Origin of the sequence: Kribbella sp. NPDC003505 (genome assembly GCF_040610875.1) — a bacterium.
GTDB lineage: Bacteria > Actinomycetota > Actinomycetes > Propionibacteriales > Kribbellaceae > Kribbella.
In genome coordinates this window covers 197875-220673 of sequence record NZ_JBEXNA010000004.1, presented here as the reverse complement: position 1 = coordinate 220673, position 22799 = coordinate 197875, and the positions used below count along the sequence as shown (strand labels likewise).

Sequence of the window (22799 nt, the reverse complement as noted above, 5' to 3'; positions counted from 1 at the left end):
GCCCCGCTAGACCTAGCACCACCGCTAGCAACTCTAAGTGACCCGTGACCTGCGAAGACACCAGGTCTAACGGGCCGGTCACCCCATGCCAAAAACAGCCAGAAACAGCCCCAGGAGCGCCCTTGACCCCCCGAACCACCGCTAGTGCTAACCCGACACCTGGACAGCCCGGAGAACGCCACAGGAGCCCGCTCATGCGCACTCTCACCACCACCCTCAAGACCCTCCGCGACCACCTCGACGGTGACTCTCCGCAATCGCCGGGCGGGTTCCAGTCGTGGTGCCCGGCCCCCCGACTGCGGACACGGCAGACACCAGCTGACGATGCGCCGATCGGCGTGGACGAGGCCGGGCAGCCGGTCAGCGTCTCGCGCGATCGGCACGTGCTGATCGCAGGGGATCCGCGCACCCTGGTCACCACCGCCGTACGTACGATCGCGCTGCATCACGCCCGGTTCCCGGCCACCCGTGTCCACGTCTACGAGCCCGAATCGCTCGGTGACCTGACCGCGCTGCGCTCCCTGGCGCACCGCTACATCAGCACCGTAGGCAACGGTGGTGCGACGGTACCGGTCACGATCGATGACCTGACCAGTCTCGCGGTGGAGATCGACCGCCGCGGCAAGGTGCTGGCCAAGCTCAACGCCGACATCGCCGCCGCCGGCCTGGACGTGGCGCCCGTCGAGTCCATCCCGCAGCTGCACCGGCTGCTGTCCACGGCCTGGACCAGCAAGGTCGCAGGCGCCGGGATCGACGCTGACCTGGGCGGACTCGCGCGGCACGTGGTGGTAATCGGTGACGCGATCCGGTGGGTGCTCAGCGAGGACAACGGCCAAGCCTTCACCGACGCGCTGACCCGGGTCGCGATCCGGGGCGAGGCGGTCGGGGTCAGCCTCGTGCTCGGCATCAAGTCGCCCTACCTGCCGTGCCTGCCAACCGACCTGATCGACGCCATGCCGACCCGGATCGCGCTGCGGTTGCGCAACCAAGACCACGCCGACCGCGTTCTCGGGCCCGACGCTCGCGCAGCCGGAGTGGACGCCGACGATCCGGTGACCGGGCACAGCGTCGGCGGTGGGGCGTTCGGGATGTGCTGGGTCGCCGGCGCGGTCAACCGCGCCCGGTTCCAGCGCGCACAGATCTACGCCACGGACCCGCGAAGGTTCGCCTACGCCGCCGTTCGGCTGGCGAGCGCCCGGCGTCGTGAGCAGCGCCTCACCGGCGATGCCGCGACCCGGGACCTGCGGTGATCCCCACCGTGTCGCTAGTCGCGCTGATCACCGCCGGGGGCACCGTGCTGCTGCTCGCGATCGGGGCCGGGATCACCGGCCTGTACCTGCTCACCTGCCGCATCTGGCCCTTCCGCGCCTGCGGGCGCTGCAAGGGACTCGGCAGGCTCCACGCCCCCAACCGCAAGGCCTGGCGCGACTGCCCCCGCTGCAAAGGCACCGGCCGCCGGCTGCGCATCGGTCGCCGTCTGTGGAACCACGCCGAACGCGCCAAACGCAACGCCATCTGACCCACTCGACCGAGAGGACCAACGACCGTGGCGAAAACCACCAACCGCAGGAGGAAACTCACCCGGCGCGAGGAGTACGACGAGGCGCTGGCCGACCTGAACCGCTACTCCGACAACAACGAGACCCGTGACGCGGTCAAGGCCCGGGCCCGGTTCGAGAAGGCCGCCGGCCGCCTGCGCTGGTGGCACCGATGACCACCACCCACCAGTCCGCCGTCGATCTGCTGGGAATGCACGAGATCGCCAACTTGCTCGGAGTCACCCGCCCCCGCGCCTGGCAACTCCGAGCCGCGACCGACTTCCCGGCGCCGGTCGCACGGATCGGAGGCCGGGACTACTTCGCGGCCACCGCCATCGGCCAGTGGATGGCCGATAACAACCGCCAACCCCACCGCACCACAACCACCGAAAGGCACCGATTGTCATGAGCAACGAAACCACCATCACCATCGTCGGCAACCTGACCGACGACCCCGAACTGCGCTTCACCCCGTCAGGCGCCGCGCTGGCCCGGTTCTCGATCGCCTCGACCCCGCGCCGCTTCGACAAGGCCGCGGGCGAGTACGTGGACGGAGACACGCTGTTCCTGCGGGCCACCGCCTGGCGGCAGGTCGCCGAGAACGTCGCCGAATCCCTCCAGCGCGGCCAGCGAGTGATCGCGACCGGCCGGTTGCGCCAGTCGAACTGGGAGACCCCCGACGGCGACAAGCGGTCCTCGATCGACCTGGAGGTTGACGAGATCGGCCCGTCGCTGACGTTCGCCACCGCCAAGGTCACCAAGACCAGCCGCACCAGCGGCGCCGCGAAGACCAGCGGCAACCCCGACGACCCGTGGACCAACGCCAACCGCCAGCCCGCCACCGCAGGCGCCGCTGTCGGCGGTGGGGACGGGGCGGCCGGCGGCGACCCGTGGACCCGACAGGACAGCGGCGAACCGCCGTTCTGACCCCATCCCTGAAGCCCGGTGGCCGGGCCGCGCCGCATCTGAACCGGCCCGGCCACCGGAGACCACCCGCGACCCGGTACCCAACCCGAATTGGAGGCAACGTGTCCCAGAACCTGCCGAACCTGCCGAACCTGTCGGTGGCGCTCGACGCGGCCCGGCGCGGCTGGCCGGTGTTCCCCCTCGCGCCGGGCGCGAAGGTGCCCGCGATCGAGGCGTGGGAGACCGCCGCGACCACCGACGAGACCCGGCTGAGCCGGTGGTGGAACTGGCCCGGCCACGCCCGCCACGGCGTCGCGATCGCCTGCGGACCCGCCGGCCTGGTCGTGATCGACCTGGACCAGCCCAAGCCCGGCCAGACCGCCCCGGAGGCGTGGCGGCGGCCCTGGATCACCGATGGCTGCGACGTCTTCGCCGACCTGTGCGCCGAGGTCGGGCAGCCGTTCCCGTCCGACACCTACACCGTCCAGACCGGGCGCGGCGGCTTTCATCTGTACCTCACCGCCCCGGCCGATCTGCCGAACGGTGTGCAGCTGCGCAACACCGGCGGCACTCGGGGCCGGGGCCTGGGCTGGCTGGTCGATACCCGCGCCGCCGGCGGGTACGTCGTGGCCGCCGGGTCGGTTGTTGCGGGCAACCGTTACACCCTGGTCCACGACGTATCCCCGGCGCCACTGCCGGGCTGGCTGGCCGAACGTCTCACCGCCCCTGTCGTGGCGCCCGCGCCGGTGCAGGCTGTGCAGCTGCACACCGGGCGCCGATCGGCCTACCTGGACACCGCGGTCGCCGGCGAGTGCCGCCACGTCGTCACGGCCGATGCAGGCGAGCACAACAACGCGCTGTTCATGGCCGCGCAGAACCTGGGCCGCCTGGTCGCCGGGGGAGCGCTGACCGAAGCCGAGGTGTTCACCGCGCTGCTCGACGCCGAACACCGGCTGGCCGCGACCTGCCCCGAGCCGCACTCCGAAGCCCAAGCCCACAAGACGATCACGTCCGGCCTGCGCGCCGGCGCGAAGCGACCCCGGAAGGTAGCCGCCTGATGAGTTTCGCGATGAGTTGGACCGACCTGTTCTGCGGGGCCGGGGGATCGAGCACCGGCGCGATCCAGGTCCCCGGCGTGACCGTGCGGATGGCCGCGAACCACTGGCGGCTGGCCGTCGAGACGCACAACACCAACCACCCCAACACCGACCACGAATGCGCTGACCTGTCCCAGGTCGATCCGCGCCGCTACCCGCGCACCGATGGCGCCTGGTTCTCCCCGGAGTGCACCAATCACTCCCAGGCCAAGGGCCGCAAACGCAACATCGACGCCACCCCGGACCTGTTCGGCGAGACCCTGCCCGACGAGGCCGCCGAACGGTCGCGGGCGACGATGTGGGACGTGCTGCGGTTCACCGAGCACCACCGCTACCCGGTGGTGATCGTGGAGAACGTCGTGGATGCGGCCAAGTGGGTGCTGTGGCCGTCGTGGCGGGCCGGGTTCGACGCGCTCGGCTACTGCCTGCACATCGTCTACCTGAACTCGATGCACGCCCAGGCCGGCGGGCTGCCCGCCCCGCAGTCCAGGGACCGCATGTATGTCGTCGCGCACCACAAGAAGACCCGCTGCCCGGACCTGAACCGGTGGACCCGGCCGATGGCCTACTGCGCCGGCTGCGACCAGCTGGTGCGGGCGATGCAGGCCTGGAAGAGGCCCGACAAGGCGTGGGGTCGCTACCGCGCGCAGTACGTGTGGCGCTGCCCGAACGTGGCCTGCCGCAACCAGGTCGTGGAGCCGGGCTGGCTGCCTGCCGCGTCCGCGATCGACTGGACCCTGCCCGGTGAGCGGATCGGCGACAAGACCCGCCCGCTCGCGGCCAAGACCCTGGCCCGGATCGCCGCCGCGCTCGATCGGCAGGCGCGGATGCTCGCGTCGTCCACCGTCCCGATGGTGGTGCCGATGGAAGGCCGCGACGGCAAGCAGGCCATACCTGTCACCGCCGTGCTGCGCACCCAGACGACCCGCAACGAAAACGCGCTGCTGGTGCCCGCCGGCGGCACCTGGAACGACACCGGCTCCCCCGTTACCGAGGTGATGCGGACCCGGACCGCGACCGAGTCCGAAGCACTGGTGACCCCGATGGTGATCCCGCTGCGCGCCAACAACACCGCCAAGACCACCGGGCAGGTGTTCGACACGTTCGCCGCCGCTGGCAACCACCACGGGCTGCTGATGCCCTACGACGGCTCTGCCACCGCCGTCAGTGTCCGCAGCACCGACGACCCGCACGGCACCTTCACCACCCGCGACCGCTACGCCCTCGTGATGCGAAACAACACCAGCACCGGTGACGGCGCCGAGATGTCCACCCCGGTCGGTGAGGCGCTGCGCACGCTAACCACCGCCGGGCATCAGTCGCTGCTCGAGTACGCCACCCCGGCCGTCGAGGACTGCCTGTTCCGGATGCTGGAGCCGCACGAGATCGCCGCCGGCATGGCATTCACACCCGGCTACGTCGTGCTCGGCAACAAACGCGAACGCGTCCGCCAGCTCGGCAACGCCGTCACGCCACCCGCAGCCCGCGACCTGATCGCCGCCACCGCCGAAGCACTCGGTTACGACACCGGCGACCTCAACAACCCGCAGGCGGTGGCCGCGTGACCACCACACCGCCGCCGTTCGCCTACTACGGCGGCAAGACAACCAAGGCCGCGCAGCTGGTGGACCTGCTGCCCGCCCACTCGCACTATGTCGAGCCGTTCGCCGGATCGCTGGCCGTGCTGCTGGCGAAACCGCCGGTGCGGTTCGAGACCGTGAACGACCTCGACGGCGCCCTGATGACGTTCTGGCGCGTACTGCGCGACCGCGGCGAGGAACTCGCCCGGGCCTGCTACCTGACCCCGCACAGCCGCGCCGAGCACCTGGCCGCCTACGACCTCGCCGACGACCTGGACGATCTGGAAATCGCCCGCCGGGTGTGGGTGCAACTCACCCAAGGCCGCGGCGGCACCCGGCGCCGGACCGGCTGGCGGCACTTCCAGAATCCGGCAGGGCGGTCGCCGGTTTCGATGCCGGACTACCTGGCTGCGTACGTCGAACGGATGACGCCGGCGCTGGATCGGCTGCGCAAGGTCAGCCTGGAATCGCGGCCTGCGCTCGACGTGATCGCCGACTACGGGCGCCACCCCGGCGTGTGCATCTACGCCGACCCGCCCTACCTCGGCCCCACCCGGTCATCGCGGCAGTACGCCGTCGAGATGAGCAGCGAGGACGAGCACCGCGACCTTGCCGAGGCGTTGCGCGGGTGCCGGGCCGCGGTCGTCCTGTCGGGCTACCCGAGCGACCTCTACGACGCTTTGTACGACGGCTGGCACCGCCTCAACCTGGCCGCGTTCACCGGCCAAGCCAACCGCCACGGCACGCGCACCGAGGCCCTGTGGTCCAACCGGCCGCTCGGTGTCCAACCGACCCTCTGGGAGGAATCGGCGTGACCGCCAACCCGCTCGATCCCGGTACTTACGGCGACCCGTTCGGCGACAATGTGCGACCGCTGCACCCGTTCGCCGACGCCTGGACCGCCGACCGGCTCGTGCACCACGACTTTCCCGAACCGAACTGGGCCATCACCGGTCTGGTGCCGGAAGGACTCTCGGTGCTCGCGGGGGCGCCGAAGGTCGGCAAGTCGTGGCTCGCGCTCGGCTGGGCGATCGCGGTGGCGGGCGGGTACCGGGCGCTGCACGCGATCGACTGCGCAGCCGGCCCGGTGCTTTACCTGGCGCTGGAGGACAACCCGCGCCGCCTGCAAGGCCGCATCCTCAAGGTGCTTGACGGAGCGACTGCCCCGGCCGGGCTGTACCTGCCCACCGCCTGCCCCAACCTGCCCGGTGGGGGAGCGGACATGATCCGCGCCTGGCTCGACACCCACCCCGACGCCCGCATGGTCGTCATCGACGTGTTCGCCAAGGTCCGTGGCCAGGCCGCCGGATCGAACGCCTACAGCGACGACTACCGCGCCGCCGGGATCGCCAAGGCCATCGCCGACGAGTACGGCATCGCCGTCGTGCTCGTGCACCACACCCGCAAGATGGCCGCCGATGACTTCCTGGAGGAACTGTCCGGCACCAACGGAATCGCCGGAGCTGCCGACACCATTCACGTCCTCTCCCGGTCGCGGCACGAGGCCGACGCCGTACTCAAGACCACCGGCCGCGACGTGGAAGAAGCCGAACGGGCGCTGAAGTTCGACCAGCCCACCGGCACCTGGTCACTGCTCGACGGACCCGCCCTCGATCACACCCTGCACGACACCCGAGCAGTCATCCTGCGCTACGTCCGGGGCCACCAAGGCGCCACCCCGAAAGAGATCGCCGACGCCACCGGGATCGCCCACGACAACACCAAGCGAACCTGCTCTCGGATGGCCGAAGCCGGCCACCTGATCCGCGTCGGCAACGGCGGGTACACCGCGCCGCCGGAACCGGGGACAGGTGGTCTGCCATGAACTGTCCCCGCTGTCCCCCTGTCCCCCTCGACGTTCTGACCTGCGGTTTTAGCGCCGAACTAGGGGGACAGTCCCCCACATTCACTGTCCCCACTGTCCCCCTCCCTGATCGAACCCTTCTTTCGTCGCCTCCCAAGGAGAATCCCCAGATGGCAACGCCGATCACCACCCGTGCCCGCCTGACGATCCCCGAAGTATGTGCTGAACTCGGCGTATCCAGATCCACCTTCTACGAGTGGCGAACCAAGGGAGTCGCGCCGAAATGCATCAAGCTCCCTAACGGTGAGATCCGTATCCGTCGCGATGAGCTCGAACGCTGGCTCGACACTCTGGAGGAGGCAGCCTGATGGAAACCACCTTCGACGTACGGATTTCCAACGAGCTTCAGGTCAACAAGCTTGCCAAGGGCAAGAAGAGTTACACCGTTCGGTGGCGGGTCGCTAAGGAGGGTTTCAGCCTGACTCGCACGAACAGGACTCTGGCCAACAATGAGCGCTCCAAGCTCGTCAGCGCGGTTGGGCGGGGCGAAGCGTTCTACATCGACACCGGGCGTCCTATCTCGGAGGGCCGTGCTGCCGCCGCCAAGGTGACGTTCTACGACTTCGCTTGCGAGTACGTGGACATGAAATGGCCGCGGGCGGCGGCCAACACTCGACGTAGCATCGCGGATGCCCTGGTCACTGTGACCCCAATCATGCTGAAGGGACGTAAGGCGGGCTCGGAGGCCAAGGCTTTGAGGAACGCGCTGCACAAGTGGGCATTCAACAGCGCGCGACGCGAGTCGGCGCCGGACGACGTACGAGTACTGTTGAAGTGGGCCAGTGCAAGCAGTAAACCCCTTGCTGACCTTGGCAAACCCGACGCCATCCGTGCGGTCCTCGATGCAGTCGGGAGCAAGCTTGACGGCAAGCCCGCGTCGGTTACCTACACGGCCCGCCGGCGGGCCGTGCTGTGGAACCTGTGTGAGTTCGCCGTCGAGCGGAAGCACCTCATGGCGAACCCAATCACCACTATCAAATGGGCACGGCCGAAGGTCCACAACACCGACGTTGTGGACCCGGCGTCGGTGCCGAATCCCCACCAGGCCAAGGTATTGCTGGAGGCAGTTGGCAAGCTGCCGGGCAGCGGGCCGCGGATGGTGGCCTTCTTCGCCTGCATGTACTACGCCGCACTGCGACCTGGTGAGGCGGTGGACCTGACCAAGGCGAACCTGTACCTGCCGGACGAGGGGCGAGGAAAGCTGTACCTCACTGGATCGAATCCGTTCGCGGGCAGTGCTTGGACCGACAGCGGGGAGGATCGTGACCAGCGGGGCCTGAAACACCGCGAAGCGACCGCTGGCCGGTGGGCACCATGCCCGCCCGAACTGACGGAGATCCTGCACAACCACCTGACTGAGTTCGGCACCAACAAGGAAGGATTGCTGTTCTGGGGACAGCGTGGTGGAACCCTGCCGGGCAAGACCTATCAGGCGATGTGGAAGGCGGCCCGGATCAAGGCATTCGGAGCCGAGATGGCTGGCACCTCACTGCTCGCTACGCGACCGTACGACCTCCGGCATGCGGCGGTCTCAACCTGGCTGGCAAGCGGAGTTGATCCGCAGCGCGTCGCCGACTGGGCCGGGCATTCGCTGGAAGTCCTGATGCGGGTTTACGCCAAGTGTCTGGACGGTGAAGAAGACCTGGCCATGGACCGGATCGAGGCGAAGCTGCGGGGTGACTAGCAGACACCTCGACCGGCCACCGCGAGCAGCTCGGCTGCACGAACCAGAAATCGCTCACCTGGGCGAATACCACCGAGTTAGCCTACCTTCGTGACAGATGACGCCCTCATCGTTGAGCCTGTAGTGACGGCCGAGAAGCTGGCTTCGTTGCTCGCTGTTGGTTGCGAGCTGCGGAGCCTCGACTTCAAGCAGACGGTTGATCTCGACGAACACGCCGAATTGGTCGAGTTCGCCAAGGACGTCGCGGCCTTCCGCTCGTGCGGCGGCTACCTCGTGATCGGAGCGGACGACCAGGGCCGGCCGACCGGCACCTTGTCGGGCTCTCTCGCTACGAAGTTCGACGAGGCGAACCTGCGTCAGAAGCTGGAGAAGTTTTTGCGGCCGACGGACGTTATCTCTGCCCTTCACGAGCTGGATGGACACCGTCTCGTACTCGTGTACGTACCGAGGCACCCGCTCGGATTCACCGTGGTGAAGAGCGTGGGCGAGTACACCAAGCCCGGGGGCGGGCAGAAGGTTGTCCTGCGCCCGGGTGACGTTTTCGTCAGGCGGGGAACGTCAAGCGAGAGGTGGACTGAGGCCGATGTCGAGGGCCTGTTCAGTCCCCGCGATGCGCGGCTTCGTGAGGCGCACCGGATGGAGTTTGCCGCGATGGTCGCCGCGATCCAGCAAGGTGCTCAGGGCCAGGCGATTGCCGGTGGTCCAGCTCAATCGCTCGTCTGGCAACTCGATCAGGCATCCTTCGATGGGGCAGTCGTCGAGTTCATCCGCCGCAACGACATCGTCCCTATCCAGCTGTTCCTGATTCGGATGCCCGGCGAAGCTCAGGCGGCTGCGGCCCGTGGTGACCAGGACAAGTTCGACACAATGCTGGACAGAACGATATCGCTCGGGGCGGTGGCACTGACCCTTGGTCGGGAAGAGCTCACGGGTGAGGTGATCGAGTGTCTTACTGCGATCTACCAGAATCCGCCTGAAGTCGGCGCTGGCGAGGAGAACCCTCTACCGCGTGCAATTTTCTGGGTCGACATCTTGGCACGTGTTGAGGCGCTCGGTGCCCTCGCGGTCGTGCTGAAGAAGTGGACGGTCGTCCGGGCCCTGGCCGCCCAACCTGCACCTGATACTTGGTACTCGTCATGGCTGCGCCACGGCCTTACGGAGGCGGCTCGGAGCAATGTGTTCCCGACCACGGCCGCCGGCCATCAGGAGCAAGGTGGGCTCATTCCGCTCGCCCGGCGCGTCGCTCACCGGTTGCCCGCCCTGCGTCCATACGTCGCGGACGACAGTGGTTACGACCCTGAGCCTGGCGCCAGCATCCCGCCGACCGACCCGATTCTCGACGCGCTCTGTGCGTTCGATGCCCTCGCGGCGCTTGTGGTGATGACGGGGCTTGATCCCGCAAAGTTCGACGTACACCAGTTCTATCCGTCTTTCGGTAACTACTACTCGCGGCGTTCAATCCCGTACTGGGCGCGGCTACTGAAGGACGCCGAGATGCGGGAAGCGCTTCTCTCAGGCGTCGGCGATGACACGCTGGGCCGGGCCATGGCTGGAGTTGCGGAGGTCGCACAGACCGTCCTTCCGGGTCGCTGGGGCCTGTGGGATATCTCTGACGAGACGGTGAGCTCTTTCATCCGCGATTGGCGGGTAAGAGAGGCAAATCGGCAGGGCGGATAAGGGGGATGACCAGATGAGCGAACCGAATCCGACACCGGATCGGTCCGGGGAGACCGCGGAAGCGTCCGACTTCGCCCAGAACACCTTCCAGAGCATGTTCGACCTCTTCTGGGATCCAGAGATCGAGCGCCGTGGTGGTCTTGAGGTAACTGGGCCACTGCGCAAAGCGCTCGCGATCATGAGAACCGACCAGCCCGTCGAGATCCTGCTGAACGAGGAGGCCGACCTAGTCTTCACTGCCGAGGCGACCGGACCGATCAATCGCGGTGATCCGCTCTACGCGGAGGACATCGGCAACGTGTCGGACCTGAGACCGCTCAGGATTGACGAGGAGGCGGGCTGGGTCGCCTACGCTGTGCTCCCGAACGGACAAGGCATGCTCGCGTTCGACTTCCGTCGAAATCGGGGTCGAGGTCGGCGGCTTCTGCATCTCGCCCGTGAGTACCTCGAGGTCGCGCAGGATGCTTGCGCCGCCGGGCACGAGCGGCCAGCAGTCGAAGCTGCGCACGCCTGCGCCGAGTTGGTCGTCACCGCGATGATGTATCTGACCGACGAGGCGCCAGCCAGCGGTGTGCGTTCGCCTCACGGCAAGCGGAAGCACTGGCTGAACGTGCATACGCATCTAGGCAATGCGCCGGTTCGCTTCCACGAAACCCTCGTACGACTGGCCGAGTTGCGCCCTTCGGCTCGCTACGGTGAGGACAAGCGGCAACCTGCCAGCGGCGAGGTTGGCAAGCTCGTCGATGTGCTCCGGGAGATGATCGATCACGCCGCGGAGCGGGTCGGCGAGCCTCTCCCGGAGATTGATGATCTCGACAAGTCTGAGATCCGCCCCGGACGGCGGGCAGACGATCGTCGGCGCGACGGCGATGTGCGTCCAGCGAGTTGAGGTGTGCGGTAGCTGCGGGGTCGGCCGGTCCTGAGTAAGTTCCGTGAGCCCGGACCCGGGCCAGTTGGCGGACGATCGAGCGGCCAGGGGACGGGCCCATCGCCGGCGCTCAGGTTCGAGAGCGTGTTTCTGCCGACTGTGCAAAATACGTGCAGACGTGTGAGTTGCAGCAGCTGCGCCACCTTGCGTTTGCGCAGGTCAGGGCCGTAATCGGGACGGTCGGACGCCTTGGCCTTGAAAACCGGTATGGCGGGTGACCGTCATCGTGGGTTCGAATCCCACACCCTCCGCCACACCCTCCGCCTTGTGATGTCTCAAGACATACCGGACAGGTGAACCCACGATTCGTGGGTTCACCTGCTTGTTTTGGGGATGGGTCCGGGTGGTCTGCCGGTGGGCTGGTAGTCGCGGTCTGGGTCGAGGACCAGTTCGCGGAGGAGTTCACCGGTGGCGGCGTCGACGACGCGGATCTGGAGGTCGTGGACGAGGATCAAGACGTGGGTTCGGGCGTGGGTTCGTCCGATGCCGAGGTGGTGGAGTCGGCCGTTGACCCTGAGCGTGACGACGCCGGTGTGGTCGATCCGGTCGGTGCGGACCCGGTGGTGGATCTCGCCGGTGCGGTCGGTGCTGGGGCCGGCTTTCGACCGGGCGGTGTAGGCGGCCGCGGGAGTGGCTCGGTGCGGCAGCGACCGGTGCGGGCGGCGCTGGTTGTACTCGTCGACGAAGACGTCGAGCAGCGCCTGCAGCTCAGCGACTGTGGCCGGCTGGACCGGCTGGGCGCGCAGCCACTTCTTCATCGTCTGCTGGAACCGCTCCACCTTGCCGCAGGTGGTGGGGTGGTTCGGGTGGGAGTCCTTCTGGATGATGTTCTGGCGGCGGAGCTCGGTCTCAAGGCCGTTGCGGCCGCCTCTCCCGCCGGACAATCTCGTCGTGTAGACCATCCCGTTGTCGGTGGGCGTGGAGGCCGGCCGGTAGTGGGTGAAGTCGGACTGCCAGCACTCCTTGGGCAACTTGGCGGCAAACCGCAGTACGACGACCTGGGCCGCTTGGCCGGCTCTGGTACGACGGAGCCGGCGCGGGTCAGGATCCGGTGGATCGTCGCCCGCGACAGCGTGGTCTCGTGGTGGTGCTGCAGGTGCCGCCCGAAGACGTACTCGAGTTGGCGGCGGGCGGCCGCGGCAACGGCGATGTTGTGGCCGTGGCGGACCGCGACCCGGTCGCGGAACTGCCCGACCCGGGTGGTGGCGGGCAGGATCTGTACCGACTCGACCACGGCCCAGCGGACCAGTCGGGAGCCTTGCTTGGTGATCCGGCCGCGATGCACGTGGGCGTCGGACTCATGGTGGGTTGGTGTCAGTCCCGCCCAGCAGGTCAGCTGCTCGGGCCGGTCGAATCGGTCGATGTCGCCGATCTCGGCGACCAGCACCGCGGCCAGGGTCGGCCCGATCCCGGGAATGGCCTGCACCGCGGCATAGCCGGGGTGCAGAGGGTGTCGGGGTGTCGGGGTGTCGTGGCCAACCGGCCCCGCACCATGCCGGCGGCGTGGTCGATCTCGAACTCGAGCAGCGCCGGCAGTTGCGAGGAGTCCCGCAGCCGGTCCAGCAGCGCGGTGCCGTCGACACCGAACAGGTCGCTCATCGACACCGTCACCCCGCACTTGGCCAGCACCGCATGCACCTCGGCCTTGCAATGGCTGCGCAGCCCGACCAGCTTCGCGCGGTGCCGGACCAACTCCCGCAACTCGCGCGTGGCCGGCGGCGCGATCCACGCCTCGGGCAGCCGCCCCATCCGCAGCAGGTCGGCCAGATCGGCGGCATCACGCTCGTCGTTCTTCACCCGCCGGTACTCAGACGCCTTCGCGCCCAACGGATGCGCCAGATGCACCCTCGCGCCCTGGGCCCGCAGCGCGTCCACTGCCCAATACCAGCCGTAGGTGGCCTCCAGCACCACCTCTGGGCTGTCCCCGGCCCGAGCAATCACCGCCGCCAAACGATCCACGTCGCTGACGATCCGGACCCGCTCCAGCACCTCACCCGCGGCCGTCGTCCGCACCAGCACCGAACGGCGCCGATGCAGATCCATCCCCTTCAGCGACCCATACAGCGACTCCGGCTTGCGCCGGCCGTGCTCGCCGGGTTGGTAGTACCCGGCCAGCACCTCGATCACCGCTAGCTCCCACAGAGCGCGTTTCGACGGCGCCCGCTTGGCCTAGGCGTAGTAGGTTCTCGAGGCGATCTGGCAGCCGTGCGCACTCAGCACCCGGCAGATCGAAGCGACCCCGAACCGAGCCCTGTGCTCGGCGATGAACCGGCAGATCACCGCCCGGGTCGCTGTCGCGCACGAAGAAACTCGTCGCCGCCTTCAGGATCTCGATCGTCTGCTCCAGTTCGGCGTTCTTCCGCTTCAACTCCCGCATCTCCCGCGTCTGCGCCGGCGTCAGCCCATCGACCTCACCGGCGTCCACCGCGGCCTGACGAACCCACCGGCGCAGCGTCTCCGGCGTCATGCCCAGCCGGACCCGCGACCCTGCTGATCGCCTCCCAGTCACTGGCATAGTCGCCGCGGTGCTCGGTCACCAACCGGACCGCCTTGGCCGGATCTGCTCCTCGTACTTCCTCGGCATAAATGCCACCTTCCCAACGAAGGAGGTGTGCAGCAAACCCGGGGTGGTTCATTCACTACTGGCGCAGGACGCTAGCGACCGCTAGCGCGGTCATCGTCGCGATGGCGAGCCAGGGATTCGCGACCTGACCAAGCGGAAGGCCGCGGTTCACGAAGAACCACGGGCCTTTCGCACCGTGCTCAGCTCGCCTGCTGCCCTACGGCCAGACGATCTGCAGTGACTGTCGGATGGTCCGTAGATCAGGTGAGAAAGAAAGCGGGGTCTCTCCTGTGGAACGTCGTCTGGGGCCGGTCTGGCCTTGGATCGGCGGAGTTGGGATAGATCCTCTGCCCCCTGTTGTCGACCCGTTGGCCGGCCTTGTTGACGGGCCCGTTCAACTCTTTCGCCAAGTCCTGAGCTGCCTGGTCTGGTGACTTCCGTTCTGCCACACCATCTCCTTGGTTCACTATCTGTAACGTGCGAGCGCAGAGCCTACTAGTACTCCAGCCGTAGTTCGTGATCAGGTGGTGTGGCGGTCCCGGACGTAGCGCAGCCACCGGTTGATGATCTCGGGTTGTGTGGACTCAAGACGGTCGCGCGGTGGCTGCGTGCCATAGCGTAGACCGTGATCGTTGGCGGCGTGGTTTCGACGAGCTGGTGGGGCGGATCGGGGTGCGGTTCGGGCGGGTTGAACCCCGGCGGCGGGTCGGGCTGTTTCTGCGGGGGTTGCCGGCCGGGTTGCCCCGAACCAACAGCTGGACGATCGCCGAGCATGCCGGCGAGACGAGTCCGGACGGTATGCAGAACCTGTTGTCTCGTGCGGTCTGGGACGCTGATGCGGTGCGTGATGACCTGCGCGGCTACGTGGTGGATCATCTCGCCGATCTGGGGGCGGTGCTGGTGGTGGACGAGACCGGCGATCTGAACAAGGGCGCCCATACGGTCGGGGTGCAGCGCCAGTACACCGGGTCTGCAGGCCGGATCGAGAACGCGCAGGTCGGGCCTACCTGGTCTATCCGGCGACCGGCGGGCATGCGTTCATCGATCGGGCGCTGTATCTGCCGAAGTCGTGGACCACGGATGCTGACAGGTGCGCTGCTGCAGGGGTTCCTGGCGACACGAAGTTCGCCACGAAACCCGCGCTTGCGCGGGAGATGATTGCTCGCGCGCTGGATGCGGGTGTCCCGGCGGCGTGGGTGACCGGCGACGAGGTCTACGGGGCAGAATCCAAGCTGCGGATCGCTTTGCAGGAACGAGCGATCGGTTATGTGCTGGCGGTGGCCTGCGATCACCAGATCACCACCGGAGCCGGCAAGCACACGGCCCAGACTCTGGCGCGACGGCTGCCTGCGCGGGCCTGGAACCGGCTCAGCGCCGGCCGCGGAGCAAAGGGCCACCGCTGGTACGACTGGGCCCTGATCGACATCCCCGAGACCGAGGGCGACCGAGGCGATCAAGGTTGCTCGTGCGTCGCTCGATCAGCACCGGCGAACTGGCGTTCTACCGCTGCTACACACCCACTCCGGTGCCGCTGGCGGCACTGGTCGCAGTGGCTGGACGCAGGTGGACGATCGAGGAGTCTTTCCAGGCAGGCAAGGGACTCACCGGCCTCGACGAGCACCAGGTCCGCCGCTGGACCTCCTGGCACCGCTGGACCATCCTCGCCATGCCCGCTCACGCATTCCTCGCCGTGATGACTGCCGGCGCACGAGCCGAAACCCCTTCACCACAGGGGCTGATCGCGCTGACCGCCACGAGATCCGCCACCTGTTCACCAAACTCGTCAACCACACCCAACACGACATCCAGCACCTGCTGCGCTGGTCCCGATGGCGACGCCGCCACCAAGCCCGCGCCCGCGACTGCCACTACGCCGTCAGGCGGCCCAACTCGCCTGATCACGAACTACGGCTGGAGTACCAGTGTCCTGAGTCGGTAATTCGAGTGCAGTAGGCGGCGAGGGTGTTGAGGATCTGGTCGGCGGTCTTGGTCCAGACGAAGGGTTTGGGGTCTTCGTTCCATTTGTTGATCCAGGCCCGTACGTCGGCTTCGAGTTCGGTGACGTGCGGTGGGCGGAGCGGCGGAGTTTGCGGTTGGTGAGTTCGGCGAACCAGCGTTCCACCAGGTTGAGCCACGAGCTGCTGGTCGGGGTGAAGTGCAGGTGGAATCGCGGATGGCGGATCAGCCACTCCTTCACCTTGGGGGTCTTGTGGGTCGCGTAGTTGTCCAGCACCATGTGCAGATCGAGGTCTTTGGGGACGGCTGCATCGATCAGTTTCAGGAAGCGCAGGAACTCCTGGTTCCCAGGTGTTGCCGGGCGGCGGTAGTGCTGGGCGATCACCGAACCGCTGGACAGGTCGAAGGCGGCGAACAGGCTGGTCGTGCCGTGCCGGACATAGTCGTGGGTCATCCGCGCCGGCGTGGTCGGCATCACCGGCGGGATCGGCGCGGTCCGGTCGATCGCCTGCATCTGGGACTTCTCGTCCACTGCCAGCACCAGCGCGTTCTCCGGAGGGCTCATGTACAGCCCGACGACATCGCGGATGTCCACGAACAACGGATCCGTCGGCAGCTTCCAAGTCTCGATCGCATGCGGCTTCAGCCCGAACGCCCGCCAGATCCGCGACACCGCGCCCTGCGACATGCCGGTGCGAGCAGCCATCGACCGCGTCGACCAGTGCGTGTCCTTGCCCGGTGTCTCCTCCAGCGTCTGGACGATCACCTGCTCGATCTGATCGTCGGTGATCTTCCGGGGCCGGCCCGGCCGCGGCTCGTCCGACAACCCGTCCAACCGGCTGGCTAGAAACCGCGAACGCCACTCCGACACCATGTTCCGCGACACACCTGCATCGTGGGCGACCTCGCCGATCGTGCCGCCGTCCGCACACCGCAACACAATCCGGGCCCGCAACGCCAACGCCTGCGACGTTTTCCGGCGCCGCGCCCACCCGGCCAGCACCGACCGCTCCTCGTCGGACAACACCACCGGATCAACCTCCGGGCTCGGCACCGCCACACCCTACAACTACCAACGAACTACCGACTCAGGACACTAGATGGTCAAGAGGAGGTCGCGCGGAAGCGGATTGAAGTCGCGCTGAGCGCCTGACATTCCAAGCCCCGACCGGCTCGCCTCATACTCACGAGGCGAGCCGGGCGCTGCTTTGTGGGCTCCGTTCACTGAAGGGCTCCGTCCGCGCCCGTGAAGGCCGAGTTGTTCGATGCGCTGGTGGAGAGCGCTGTTTGACGGGGGGTCACTGAAGCGAACCAAGCGGCGACCTACTCGCATTCGCCAACGATCTGAGGTTGCGGACGATTGGCGCAGCCTTTCGTGTATGGCGGGTAAGGCCTGCGGTGGCACTCCAGAGAAGCTCCCAACTGGAGCGCTTAGCGCATCTGACCCGTGCCGTTTCCCTTCCTCATTCTTTGCCCGCTCCCTTCCCGCGTTCCATCTTCTCGCGAACATACTGTTCGGCAATGGCGGCCTGCGCCCTTAGCACACTAATTTCAGCGTCTGAACTGCCTTTCCGCGCAGCCTCATCGGCGTTGATTGCCGCTGTATTGGCAAGCCTCACTAGTCTGGTTAGTTCCTCATCGGTGAGGTCGTCTGAAGTCATCGCGTATTCGCTCTCTCATGGCGGTCTCGAACTGGTCTGCAGGCGATTCTACGAGCCGTAGTTCGGCATGTCAGCTGTCCGCCCGCCGCGGCACTGAGCTGCATGCGCGCCTAGCCGTCGGGCATGTCGCAGAGCCGAAGGAGTTGGGTCAGGCTCGTGCTCACTCGGGGCCACCAATGCGGATCCTGACTCCGTCACCCTGTGACTCTTGTACCAGGCATCGTTCGCAGCCGCCCAGGTGAACCAGGCTAAGAAGGTAGTTGCCGATGCCGGCAGGACCGGCGATGCTGGAGAGGCGCCTGCGCGTCGCAGGTCTTGTGGGTCGAGGGGGTCAGCCCGGGCACCAGCGCCGGGTGTGGCCGTGGACCAGCGCGCTGGCTGCCGCCTGGCGCGGCTGGCCTCTCAGTCCGACTTGGACCAACCTGGTTCATACAAGCCCGCATCCGCCGCACCGGTAGCGGCGGATCGTCACCAGCAACGTGGTGGGACGCCAACCGAGCGGCTCGTGCGCCAGCCGCCGGACCACGGTGTCGCGGGGAACGCCCTCGCATCCGCAACGGCGGCACCACCCATCCAGAGACCGTCGGGCTCGACGTCCCGGCAGGCCAGCACGGCACGATCTGGTTCGAGCCGCTGCCCGGTGACTTCAAGACCAGCTCGTCCAAGCGTGTGAATGTGGTCAGGTCGGGGCAGGCGAATGTCCTGAGACACCCCTTTCCTATGTCCTGAACCACAACACCACACCCTCCACCACACCCTCCGCCATCCGCACCCGGAGCGTCACATGACCTGCCGTTGCGCCCAGCTGTTTCGTGAGAATTGTGCCGATGGCCTGTCGGATCCGGAGTGACGCGTTCGTTGCAAGGGTGACGGGCGGCCGGAGCGAGGCGTCCGACTGACAGGAGGGCATGGCTCGATGCGGAAACTGATCTACGGCATGAACCTGTCGCTGGACGGCTACATCGCCGCGCCCGGCGACGATATCGGGTGGGGTGCGCCGGGCGACGAATTGTTCAGTGGTGGCTCGACCGTGAGTTGGCGATCGGGCTGTTCCTGTACGGGCGCAAGCTGCGGGAGACGATGAGTTCCCACCGGCCGACCGGCGACCAGCAGCCCGGTGCCACCCCGGCGCAGATCGCGTTCGCGCGGAACTGGCGGGACACGCCGAAGGTGGTGTTCTCCTCGACGATCGACAAGGCCGACTGGAACACCCGCCTGTTCACCGGCGACGCGGTCGCCGAGATCACCCGGCTGAGAGCCGGCGACGGCGACCGATGAGGGTCGGTGGCGCCACGCTCGCCGCGGCGGCCATGCGGGCCAGGCTCGTCGACGAGTACGAGATCGTCACCCACCCGGTGCTGGTCGGCGCCGGCGAGCCGTTCTTCACCGCACTGGACAGCTGGGTGAACCTCGACCTGGTGGAAACGCAGACGTTCCCCGGCGGCGTGATCATGACCAGGTACGAGACAAGGCGCTGAACGTACGGCGAGCGCGGCACGCGGCCACTCGTTCGTGCAAGCCGGTGTCCGGCAACATCTCAGGTCGTGGCCGCCGAGTACCGCGACCAGCCACTCCGCTCTGGGCGCCAGATCGGAACTCTGGAAAGAGCGGGTGCCTGGCCGCGTAGGTGATGGCGATGGCTCAGGACGCTACAAGGATCGCCATCGTCTCGGGGACGACGGTGTCGTACTTCATTGCTTCGGCCAGCTCGTCCGATGGGTTGGCCAGCACGGTGAAGAGAACGTCGAGATCCGCGATGTCCATGACCAGTCCGACCTTGGTCCGGTCCTGAGGGTTCACGAACGTCCGGAGATTGCTGGCGCCCAACGTGGGCAGGAGCTCTTCACGCTTCGGTGATGTGAGCCAGTGGTCGGTGTCGGTGACATCGTGGGTCACGATGATCGTGGGCATAACTCCTCCTTACGTGGTGTGTTCGGGACACCCGGCGGTGAGAGCCGGGCTGTGCTACGCCGGAGCGGCTGTGGGGACGACGCCGAGCTGTTGCATGAGCGACAGCATGTCCGCGACGCCCCAGTGCTCGCAGAGCAGGCCGGCTCCGTCGAAGCGCATGATGTCGATGAGGTCCACCTCGACGCCCGTGCCGGATGGCGGCACACCCATGAACTCACCCTGGTGGGTCCCGGTGACCCGGACTCGGGCCACGGCTTTGTCGCCGTCGGCGATCAGATCCTCGACGTTCATCCGAAAGTCGGGAAAGGAGGTCAGCAGCGCCCGGAAGAAGTCGAGCGTGCCCTCCTTCGTGGTTGGAAAGCCCGGCCCGCCCTGGTGTTCGATGAAATCGTCCGCGACCAGGTCGCCGAACCCGGCGATGTCTCCCGCGTTGATCAGCTCGTAGGTAGTCCGCATCGTCGTGGCGTGGTCCACCGTCGCACCCCCTTTGGTCTGTGGTTGCAGCGTGTGTTGCTGCCTGCGACCGATTCTGTGAGCCGCGAGCGGCGAAGACATCACTCGATCGTGTGATGTACGGCGGTGGCGAGCGCGACCCGGTTGGAGACGCCCAGCTTGACGAACACGTGCCGGAGGTGGGTGTTGACGGTGTGCGGCGAGATGTAGAGCCGCCTGGCCACGGCGCCGTTCGTGAGTCCTTCTGCTACCAGCCGCGAGACTGCCTGCTCCGTCGTGGTGAGGCTCTCCCAGCCGCCCACAGGGCGGTGTCTCGACCCACGGAGGCCAGGCCGGATGCCGAGTTCGCGCAACCGCGCTCGGACGCGGCCGGCCCAGGCATCGGCTCCCGCCTGCTCGTAGCGCTCCAGTGCCTCGGTCAGCAGCGTCGCTGCTTCGTCCCGCCGCCCGCCGCGGGCCAGTACCCTTGCCGCGTCCTCGCAGGCGCCGGCGTGCTCTACCAGGAGCGGGGCCTGGCGGGCGAGTGAGACGGCATGGAGCATCGGCTCGGCGTCGCCGTCGACCATGCCCTGGCAGCGCAGCGCCAGGGACTGAACGGTCGGCACGTCCGGTGCCAGGGCCGCTCCGTCCGCTACGGCGCCGGCCACTTCGGCCGCGACGTCACGATGGCCCAATTCCAGGCCCAGACGCACGAGGTCGGGCGCGAGACAGCGATGGTAGTAACGACTCTCTCGTGCCGCGTCGAACCGCCAGCACCGCAGCAGCAGGTCAAAGGCAGACTGATGATCGCCCTGGGCCACCCTGAGTCCCGCCACCGCGAAGGCGAGGACTCCAGCGTTGTAGCTGAGCTGGTCGCCGTCCAGCGAGGCGGCGATTCCGGCGGTCAGCTCGCCGGCGGTCCGATGATCCCCCACGCCCGTCGCGATGATGGCCCGGTAGGCGAGTGACTGAGACACCAGGAGTGGATTGCCCTTCTCCAGCGCGGTCCGGCCGCCGGCGATCAGGCCGGGTACGGCGTCGTCCCACTCCCCGAGCGCGAAGGACGCCTGGGCGTCGGCCATGAGCGTCTCGGAGAGCCACCATCCCGCGCCGAACTCGTCGTCGAGAGCCGCCCGGTACGCCGCTCGCGCCTCGCCGACGAGGTCACAGTCGAACAGCGCCAGGCCGAGAAAGAGCTTCGGCCGCAGCGGCAGCGACCTCGTGTCGGGCGAGTCCTCAGCCAGCAGAGATGCGCGCCGGGCGTGGATCAGCGCTTCGCCGAAGCGGCCCTGCCGGCCCACCGCCACCATCAACGCCGTCAGAGCCCACACCGTCATCGCTGGATCGCTCGCCTGCTCGGCGATGGCCAGTCCCTGGCCGGCGGACGCTTCACCCGCCCTCGGATCGCCCGTGTAGGTCAGGGCCCAGCTCTGCTGGGCCAGCATCAGCACCCGGTCGGAGGGCTGAAGCAGGGCAGGGTCGGCGAAGCTGGACTGGACGACGGCGGACAGCTCGGCGGCGCGGTTCTGGAGAGCCAACGCACCGACCAGTGCCACGCGCAACGGTGTGTGCACCTCGATGGCGTGCGGCCGCGCGAGCACCGCCTGTGCGCGGTCAGACGCCTCGGCAGGCTGCCCGGCGCGCAGCAGCGCCTGAACCAGCTCCGCCGACACCAGATCCGCCTCGCGATGACCGCGGGGCAGGAGCGCGTCGGCGCGGCGCATGAGCTCGACGGCGACCGATGGCGCCCGAGCCGACGCTTCGCGGGCCGCGTCCCGCAACCAGGCAACCGCCTGCTCGTCACCCCGCTCCGCGCCGAGGATCAGATGATCCGCCACGTCCAGTCGGTCTGCGCCCCCGGCCATGAGCACGACCGCTGCCTCACGGTGCAGAAGACGGCGGGCCGCGGGCGGCACGTGCTGGTAGATCGCGTCGTGGACGAGCTGGTGCCGAAACACAACGCGTTCGTCGGCCTCGTCCAGGAGCTGAGCGTCGAACGCGTAGCTGAGATGCCGGACCACCTCGGCCGGCGGTTGACGGGTGACGGCTGCGACGTCGCGAAGTGAAACGGAATCGCCCAGAACAGCCGTGACCTGCAGCAGTTCCAGCGCTGCCGGCGGCAGGTCGCGAAGTCGCCGAACCACGAGGTCGCTCAGCGAGGCCGGCAGCTCCGAGGTCGTGACGTCGATGATGTCACCGGTGCGGCGCAGCCGGCCGTCATCAAGCAGTGAGTGCACCATTGCCACGGCCCACAGTGGGTTCCCACCGGCCTTGGTCAGCATCGCGGTCAAAGTGGGGCCCGGAGAAGCCCCCAGTGCGTCGCGGGCGACCGCGGCCACCTCGTCTGGCGACAGCGGCTGGAGGTGCAGGGTGTGCGCGCCCCCGGCCGCCAGATCGGCGAGCAGCAGTTCCAGCTGAGCCGACCGCGGCGAGGACCGTGCTGTCACCACGACAAGCAACGCCGCGAGGGGAAGCTGCCGTGCCACCGACAGGATCGTCAAGAGACTTGCGCTGTCGGCCCAATGGAGGTCCTCGGCCACCAGCAGTACCGGGCCTTCTGAGCACGCGCTGTCGACCAGGTCCACGATCTCCTCGACGACCCTGTACTGGATGTCGCCGGTCGCGGGTGCAGACATCCCCAAGGCCCGGCCGTCCAGCAGCTCGCCGATCGCAGCTCTGCGCGGGTCGGGCGACCGCCGGCTCAGACTCAGGGCCGCAGCAACCACACCGAACGGGCGGGTGCGCTCGAAGGGATGCGCCTGGCCGCCGTACACGGTAATTCCACGAGAACGCGCGTCTTCGATGACGCAGTCCACCAGCCGGGTCTTGCCGATGCCGGCTTCCCCCTCGATCACCAGCGTCGACGCCCTGCCCTCGCTGAGGTCGCGCACGGCAGCCGCAGCCAAGGCAAGCTCGGCTTCCCGTCCGACTAGACCCCCCGGGGAAGGCATGTTCACAGGCTCTCCCCAGGCCAGTACCAGAGTCCAGCCGTCGAAGCGGGA

General features: G+C 67.8%; 19 protein-coding genes and 6 pseudogenes. 15 read left to right on the top strand and 10 right to left on the bottom strand.

The annotated features are described in order from the left end of the window. Window positions 1-194: 194 nt before the first annotated feature. From ABZX12_RS14755 to ABZX12_RS14695, 13 genes are all read left to right on the top strand, one after another. Window positions 195-1250: a hypothetical protein gene (locus ABZX12_RS14755; RefSeq protein ID WP_355693287.1), complete on the top strand. Its 1056-nt coding sequence runs from the start codon at window positions 195-197 to the stop codon at window positions 1248-1250. Continuing rightward, window positions 1247-1519 carry a hypothetical protein gene (locus ABZX12_RS14750; RefSeq protein WP_355693286.1) on the top strand — a complete coding sequence of 91 codons (273 nt, stop codon included), beginning with the start codon at window positions 1247-1249 and terminating at the stop codon, window positions 1517-1519. The genes ABZX12_RS14755 and ABZX12_RS14750 overlap by 4 nt, the downstream gene beginning before the upstream one ends. Window positions 1520-1546: 27 nt before the next feature. Further along, window positions 1547-1714 (top strand): hypothetical protein, encoded by a 168-nt coding sequence (locus ABZX12_RS14745; RefSeq protein WP_355693284.1) that lies wholly within the window; start codon window positions 1547-1549, stop codon window positions 1712-1714. Further along, window positions 1711-1947 (top strand): hypothetical protein, encoded by a 237-nt coding sequence (locus tag ABZX12_RS14740; RefSeq protein ID WP_355693282.1) that lies wholly within the window; start codon window positions 1711-1713, stop codon window positions 1945-1947. The genes ABZX12_RS14745 and ABZX12_RS14740 overlap by 4 nt, the downstream gene beginning before the upstream one ends. After that, a complete protein-coding gene (locus ABZX12_RS14735; RefSeq protein ID WP_355693280.1) occupies window positions 1944-2465 on the top strand; it encodes a single-stranded DNA-binding protein in 522 nt (173 codons plus the stop codon). The genes ABZX12_RS14740 and ABZX12_RS14735 overlap by 4 nt, the downstream gene beginning before the upstream one ends. 101 nt (window positions 2466-2566) lie before the next feature. Further along, window positions 2567-3502 (top strand): bifunctional DNA primase/polymerase, encoded by a 936-nt coding sequence (locus ABZX12_RS14730; protein ID WP_355693278.1) that lies wholly within the window; start codon window positions 2567-2569, stop codon window positions 3500-3502. Continuing rightward, window positions 3502-5106 (top strand): DNA cytosine methyltransferase, encoded by a 1605-nt coding sequence (locus tag ABZX12_RS14725; protein WP_355693276.1) that lies wholly within the window; start codon window positions 3502-3504, stop codon window positions 5104-5106. Before ABZX12_RS14730 ends, ABZX12_RS14725 begins: the two co-directional genes overlap by 1 nt. Continuing rightward, complete coding sequence (locus ABZX12_RS14720; RefSeq protein WP_355693274.1) at window positions 5103-5936, top strand: DNA adenine methylase; 834 nt, start codon at window positions 5103-5105, stop codon at window positions 5934-5936. Before ABZX12_RS14725 ends, ABZX12_RS14720 begins: the two co-directional genes overlap by 4 nt. Continuing rightward, window positions 5933-6946: an AAA family ATPase gene (locus ABZX12_RS14715; protein WP_355693272.1), complete on the top strand. Its 1014-nt coding sequence runs from the start codon at window positions 5933-5935 to the stop codon at window positions 6944-6946. The genes ABZX12_RS14720 and ABZX12_RS14715 overlap by 4 nt, the downstream gene beginning before the upstream one ends. Window positions 6947-7095: 149 nt before the next feature. Beyond that, window positions 7096-7293, top strand: coding sequence for a helix-turn-helix domain-containing protein (locus ABZX12_RS14710; RefSeq protein WP_355693270.1), 198 nt, complete (start codon window positions 7096-7098; stop codon window positions 7291-7293). Continuing rightward, on the top strand, window positions 7293-8669 hold the full coding sequence (locus tag ABZX12_RS14705) for a site-specific integrase (protein WP_355693269.1): 1377 nt from the start codon (window positions 7293-7295) through the stop codon (window positions 8667-8669). The genes ABZX12_RS14710 and ABZX12_RS14705 overlap by 1 nt, the downstream gene beginning before the upstream one ends. Before the next feature lie 90 nt (window positions 8670-8759). Then, window positions 8760-10346: an ATP-binding protein gene (locus ABZX12_RS14700; RefSeq protein WP_355693267.1), complete on the top strand. Its 1587-nt coding sequence runs from the start codon at window positions 8760-8762 to the stop codon at window positions 10344-10346. A 13-nt stretch (window positions 10347-10359) separates the two neighbouring features. Further along, entirely contained in the window at window positions 10360-11235 is an 876-nt protein-coding gene (locus ABZX12_RS14695; RefSeq protein ID WP_355693265.1) for a HEPN domain-containing protein, read from the top strand. A 353-nt stretch (window positions 11236-11588) separates the two neighbouring features. Here the strand turns inward: ABZX12_RS14695 and ABZX12_RS14690 are convergent, their stop codons facing one another. The 4 genes and pseudogenes from ABZX12_RS14690 to ABZX12_RS14675 all read right to left on the bottom strand — a co-directional run. Continuing rightward, complete coding sequence (locus tag ABZX12_RS14690) at window positions 11589-12245, bottom strand: integrase core domain-containing protein (protein ID WP_355693264.1); 657 nt, start codon at window positions 12243-12245, stop codon at window positions 11589-11591. Between the two features lie 302 nt (window positions 12246-12547). Further along, window positions 12548-12661: pseudogene (locus tag ABZX12_RS14685) on the bottom strand (transposase); the annotation flags it as partial. Further along, entirely contained in the window at window positions 12607-13317 is a 711-nt protein-coding gene (locus ABZX12_RS14680) for a transposase (protein ID WP_355694288.1), read from the bottom strand. The pseudogene ABZX12_RS14685 and the gene ABZX12_RS14680, both read right to left, overlap by 55 nt. A gap of 3 nt (window positions 13318-13320) precedes the next feature. Then, a pseudogene (locus ABZX12_RS14675) lies at window positions 13321-13858 on the bottom strand (transposase); the annotation flags it as partial. Window positions 13859-14494: 636 nt separating this feature from the next. On the opposite strand from ABZX12_RS14675, the pseudogene ABZX12_RS14670 reads away from it, so the two are divergent. After that, window positions 14495-15709: pseudogene (locus ABZX12_RS14670) on the top strand (IS701 family transposase); the annotation flags it as partial. Window positions 15710-15735: 26 nt separating this feature from the next. On the opposite strand, the pseudogene ABZX12_RS14665 reads toward ABZX12_RS14670, so the two are convergent. From ABZX12_RS14665 to ABZX12_RS14655, 3 genes and pseudogenes are all read right to left on the bottom strand, one after another. Next, window positions 15736-16847 (bottom strand): annotated as a pseudogene (locus ABZX12_RS14665) (IS630 family transposase). Between the two features lie 409 nt (window positions 16848-17256). Continuing rightward, window positions 17257-17454: a hypothetical protein gene (locus tag ABZX12_RS14660; protein ID WP_355693263.1), complete on the bottom strand. Its 198-nt coding sequence runs from the start codon at window positions 17452-17454 to the stop codon at window positions 17257-17259. Window positions 17455-17884: 430 nt separating this feature from the next. Continuing rightward, window positions 17885-18176, bottom strand: a pseudogene (locus ABZX12_RS14655) (hypothetical protein); the annotation flags it as partial. A 194-nt stretch (window positions 18177-18370) separates the two neighbouring features. Between ABZX12_RS14655 and ABZX12_RS14650 the strand changes: the two are divergent. After that, window positions 18371-18932 (top strand): annotated as a pseudogene (locus ABZX12_RS14650) (dihydrofolate reductase family protein). 163 nt (window positions 18933-19095) lie between these two features. Here the strand turns inward: ABZX12_RS14650 and ABZX12_RS14645 are convergent. The 3 genes from ABZX12_RS14645 to ABZX12_RS14635 are packed head-to-tail and all read right to left on the bottom strand — an operon-like array spanning window position 19096 to window position 22748. Next, window positions 19096-19365: a hypothetical protein gene (locus ABZX12_RS14645; protein ID WP_355693262.1), complete on the bottom strand. Its 270-nt coding sequence runs from the start codon at window positions 19363-19365 to the stop codon at window positions 19096-19098. A gap of 54 nt (window positions 19366-19419) precedes the next feature. After that, on the bottom strand, window positions 19420-19920 hold the full coding sequence (locus tag ABZX12_RS14640; RefSeq protein WP_355693261.1) for an ester cyclase: 501 nt from the start codon (window positions 19918-19920) through the stop codon (window positions 19420-19422). Then, entirely contained in the window at window positions 19920-22748 is a 2829-nt protein-coding gene (locus ABZX12_RS14635) for an AAA family ATPase (protein WP_355693259.1), read from the bottom strand. The genes ABZX12_RS14640 and ABZX12_RS14635 overlap by 1 nt, the downstream gene beginning before the upstream one ends. Between the last annotated feature and the right edge of the window lie 51 nt (window positions 22749-22799).

What these genes read in the sequence shown, in the direction of transcription:
- ABZX12_RS14695 (WP_355693265.1), top strand. Translation starts at nt 10,360, where the DNA reads ATGAGCGAACCGAATCCGACACCGGATCGGTCCGGGGAGACCGCGGAA.
- ABZX12_RS14735 (WP_355693280.1), top strand. Translation starts at nt 1,944, where the DNA reads ATGAGCAACGAAACCACCATCACCATCGTCGGCAACCTGACCGACGAC.
- ABZX12_RS14645 (WP_355693262.1), bottom strand. Translation starts at nt 19,365, where the DNA reads ATGCCCACGATCATCGTGACCCACGATGTCACCGACACCGACCACTGG.
- ABZX12_RS14710 (WP_355693270.1), top strand. Translation starts at nt 7,096, where the DNA reads ATGGCAACGCCGATCACCACCCGTGCCCGCCTGACGATCCCCGAAGTA.
- ABZX12_RS14725 (WP_355693276.1), top strand. Translation starts at nt 3,502, where the DNA reads ATGAGTTTCGCGATGAGTTGGACCGACCTGTTCTGCGGGGCCGGGGGA.
- ABZX12_RS14680 (WP_355694288.1), bottom strand. Translation starts at nt 13,317, where the DNA reads ATGGATCTGCATCGGCGCCGTTCGGTGCTGGTGCGGACGACGGCCGCG.
- ABZX12_RS14705 (WP_355693269.1), top strand. Translation starts at nt 7,293, where the DNA reads ATGGAAACCACCTTCGACGTACGGATTTCCAACGAGCTTCAGGTCAAC.
- ABZX12_RS14640 (WP_355693261.1), bottom strand. Translation starts at nt 19,920, where the DNA reads ATGTCTTCGCCGCTCGCGGCTCACAGAATCGGTCGCAGGCAGCAACAC.
- ABZX12_RS14635 (WP_355693259.1), bottom strand. Translation starts at nt 22,748, where the DNA reads ATGCCTTCCCCGGGGGGTCTAGTCGGACGGGAAGCCGAGCTTGCCTTG.
- ABZX12_RS14660 (WP_355693263.1), bottom strand. Translation starts at nt 17,454, where the DNA reads ATGACTTCAGACGACCTCACCGATGAGGAACTAACCAGACTAGTGAGG.
- ABZX12_RS14755 (WP_355693287.1), top strand. Translation starts at nt 195, where the DNA reads ATGCGCACTCTCACCACCACCCTCAAGACCCTCCGCGACCACCTCGAC.
- ABZX12_RS14740 (WP_355693282.1), top strand. Translation starts at nt 1,711, where the DNA reads ATGACCACCACCCACCAGTCCGCCGTCGATCTGCTGGGAATGCACGAG.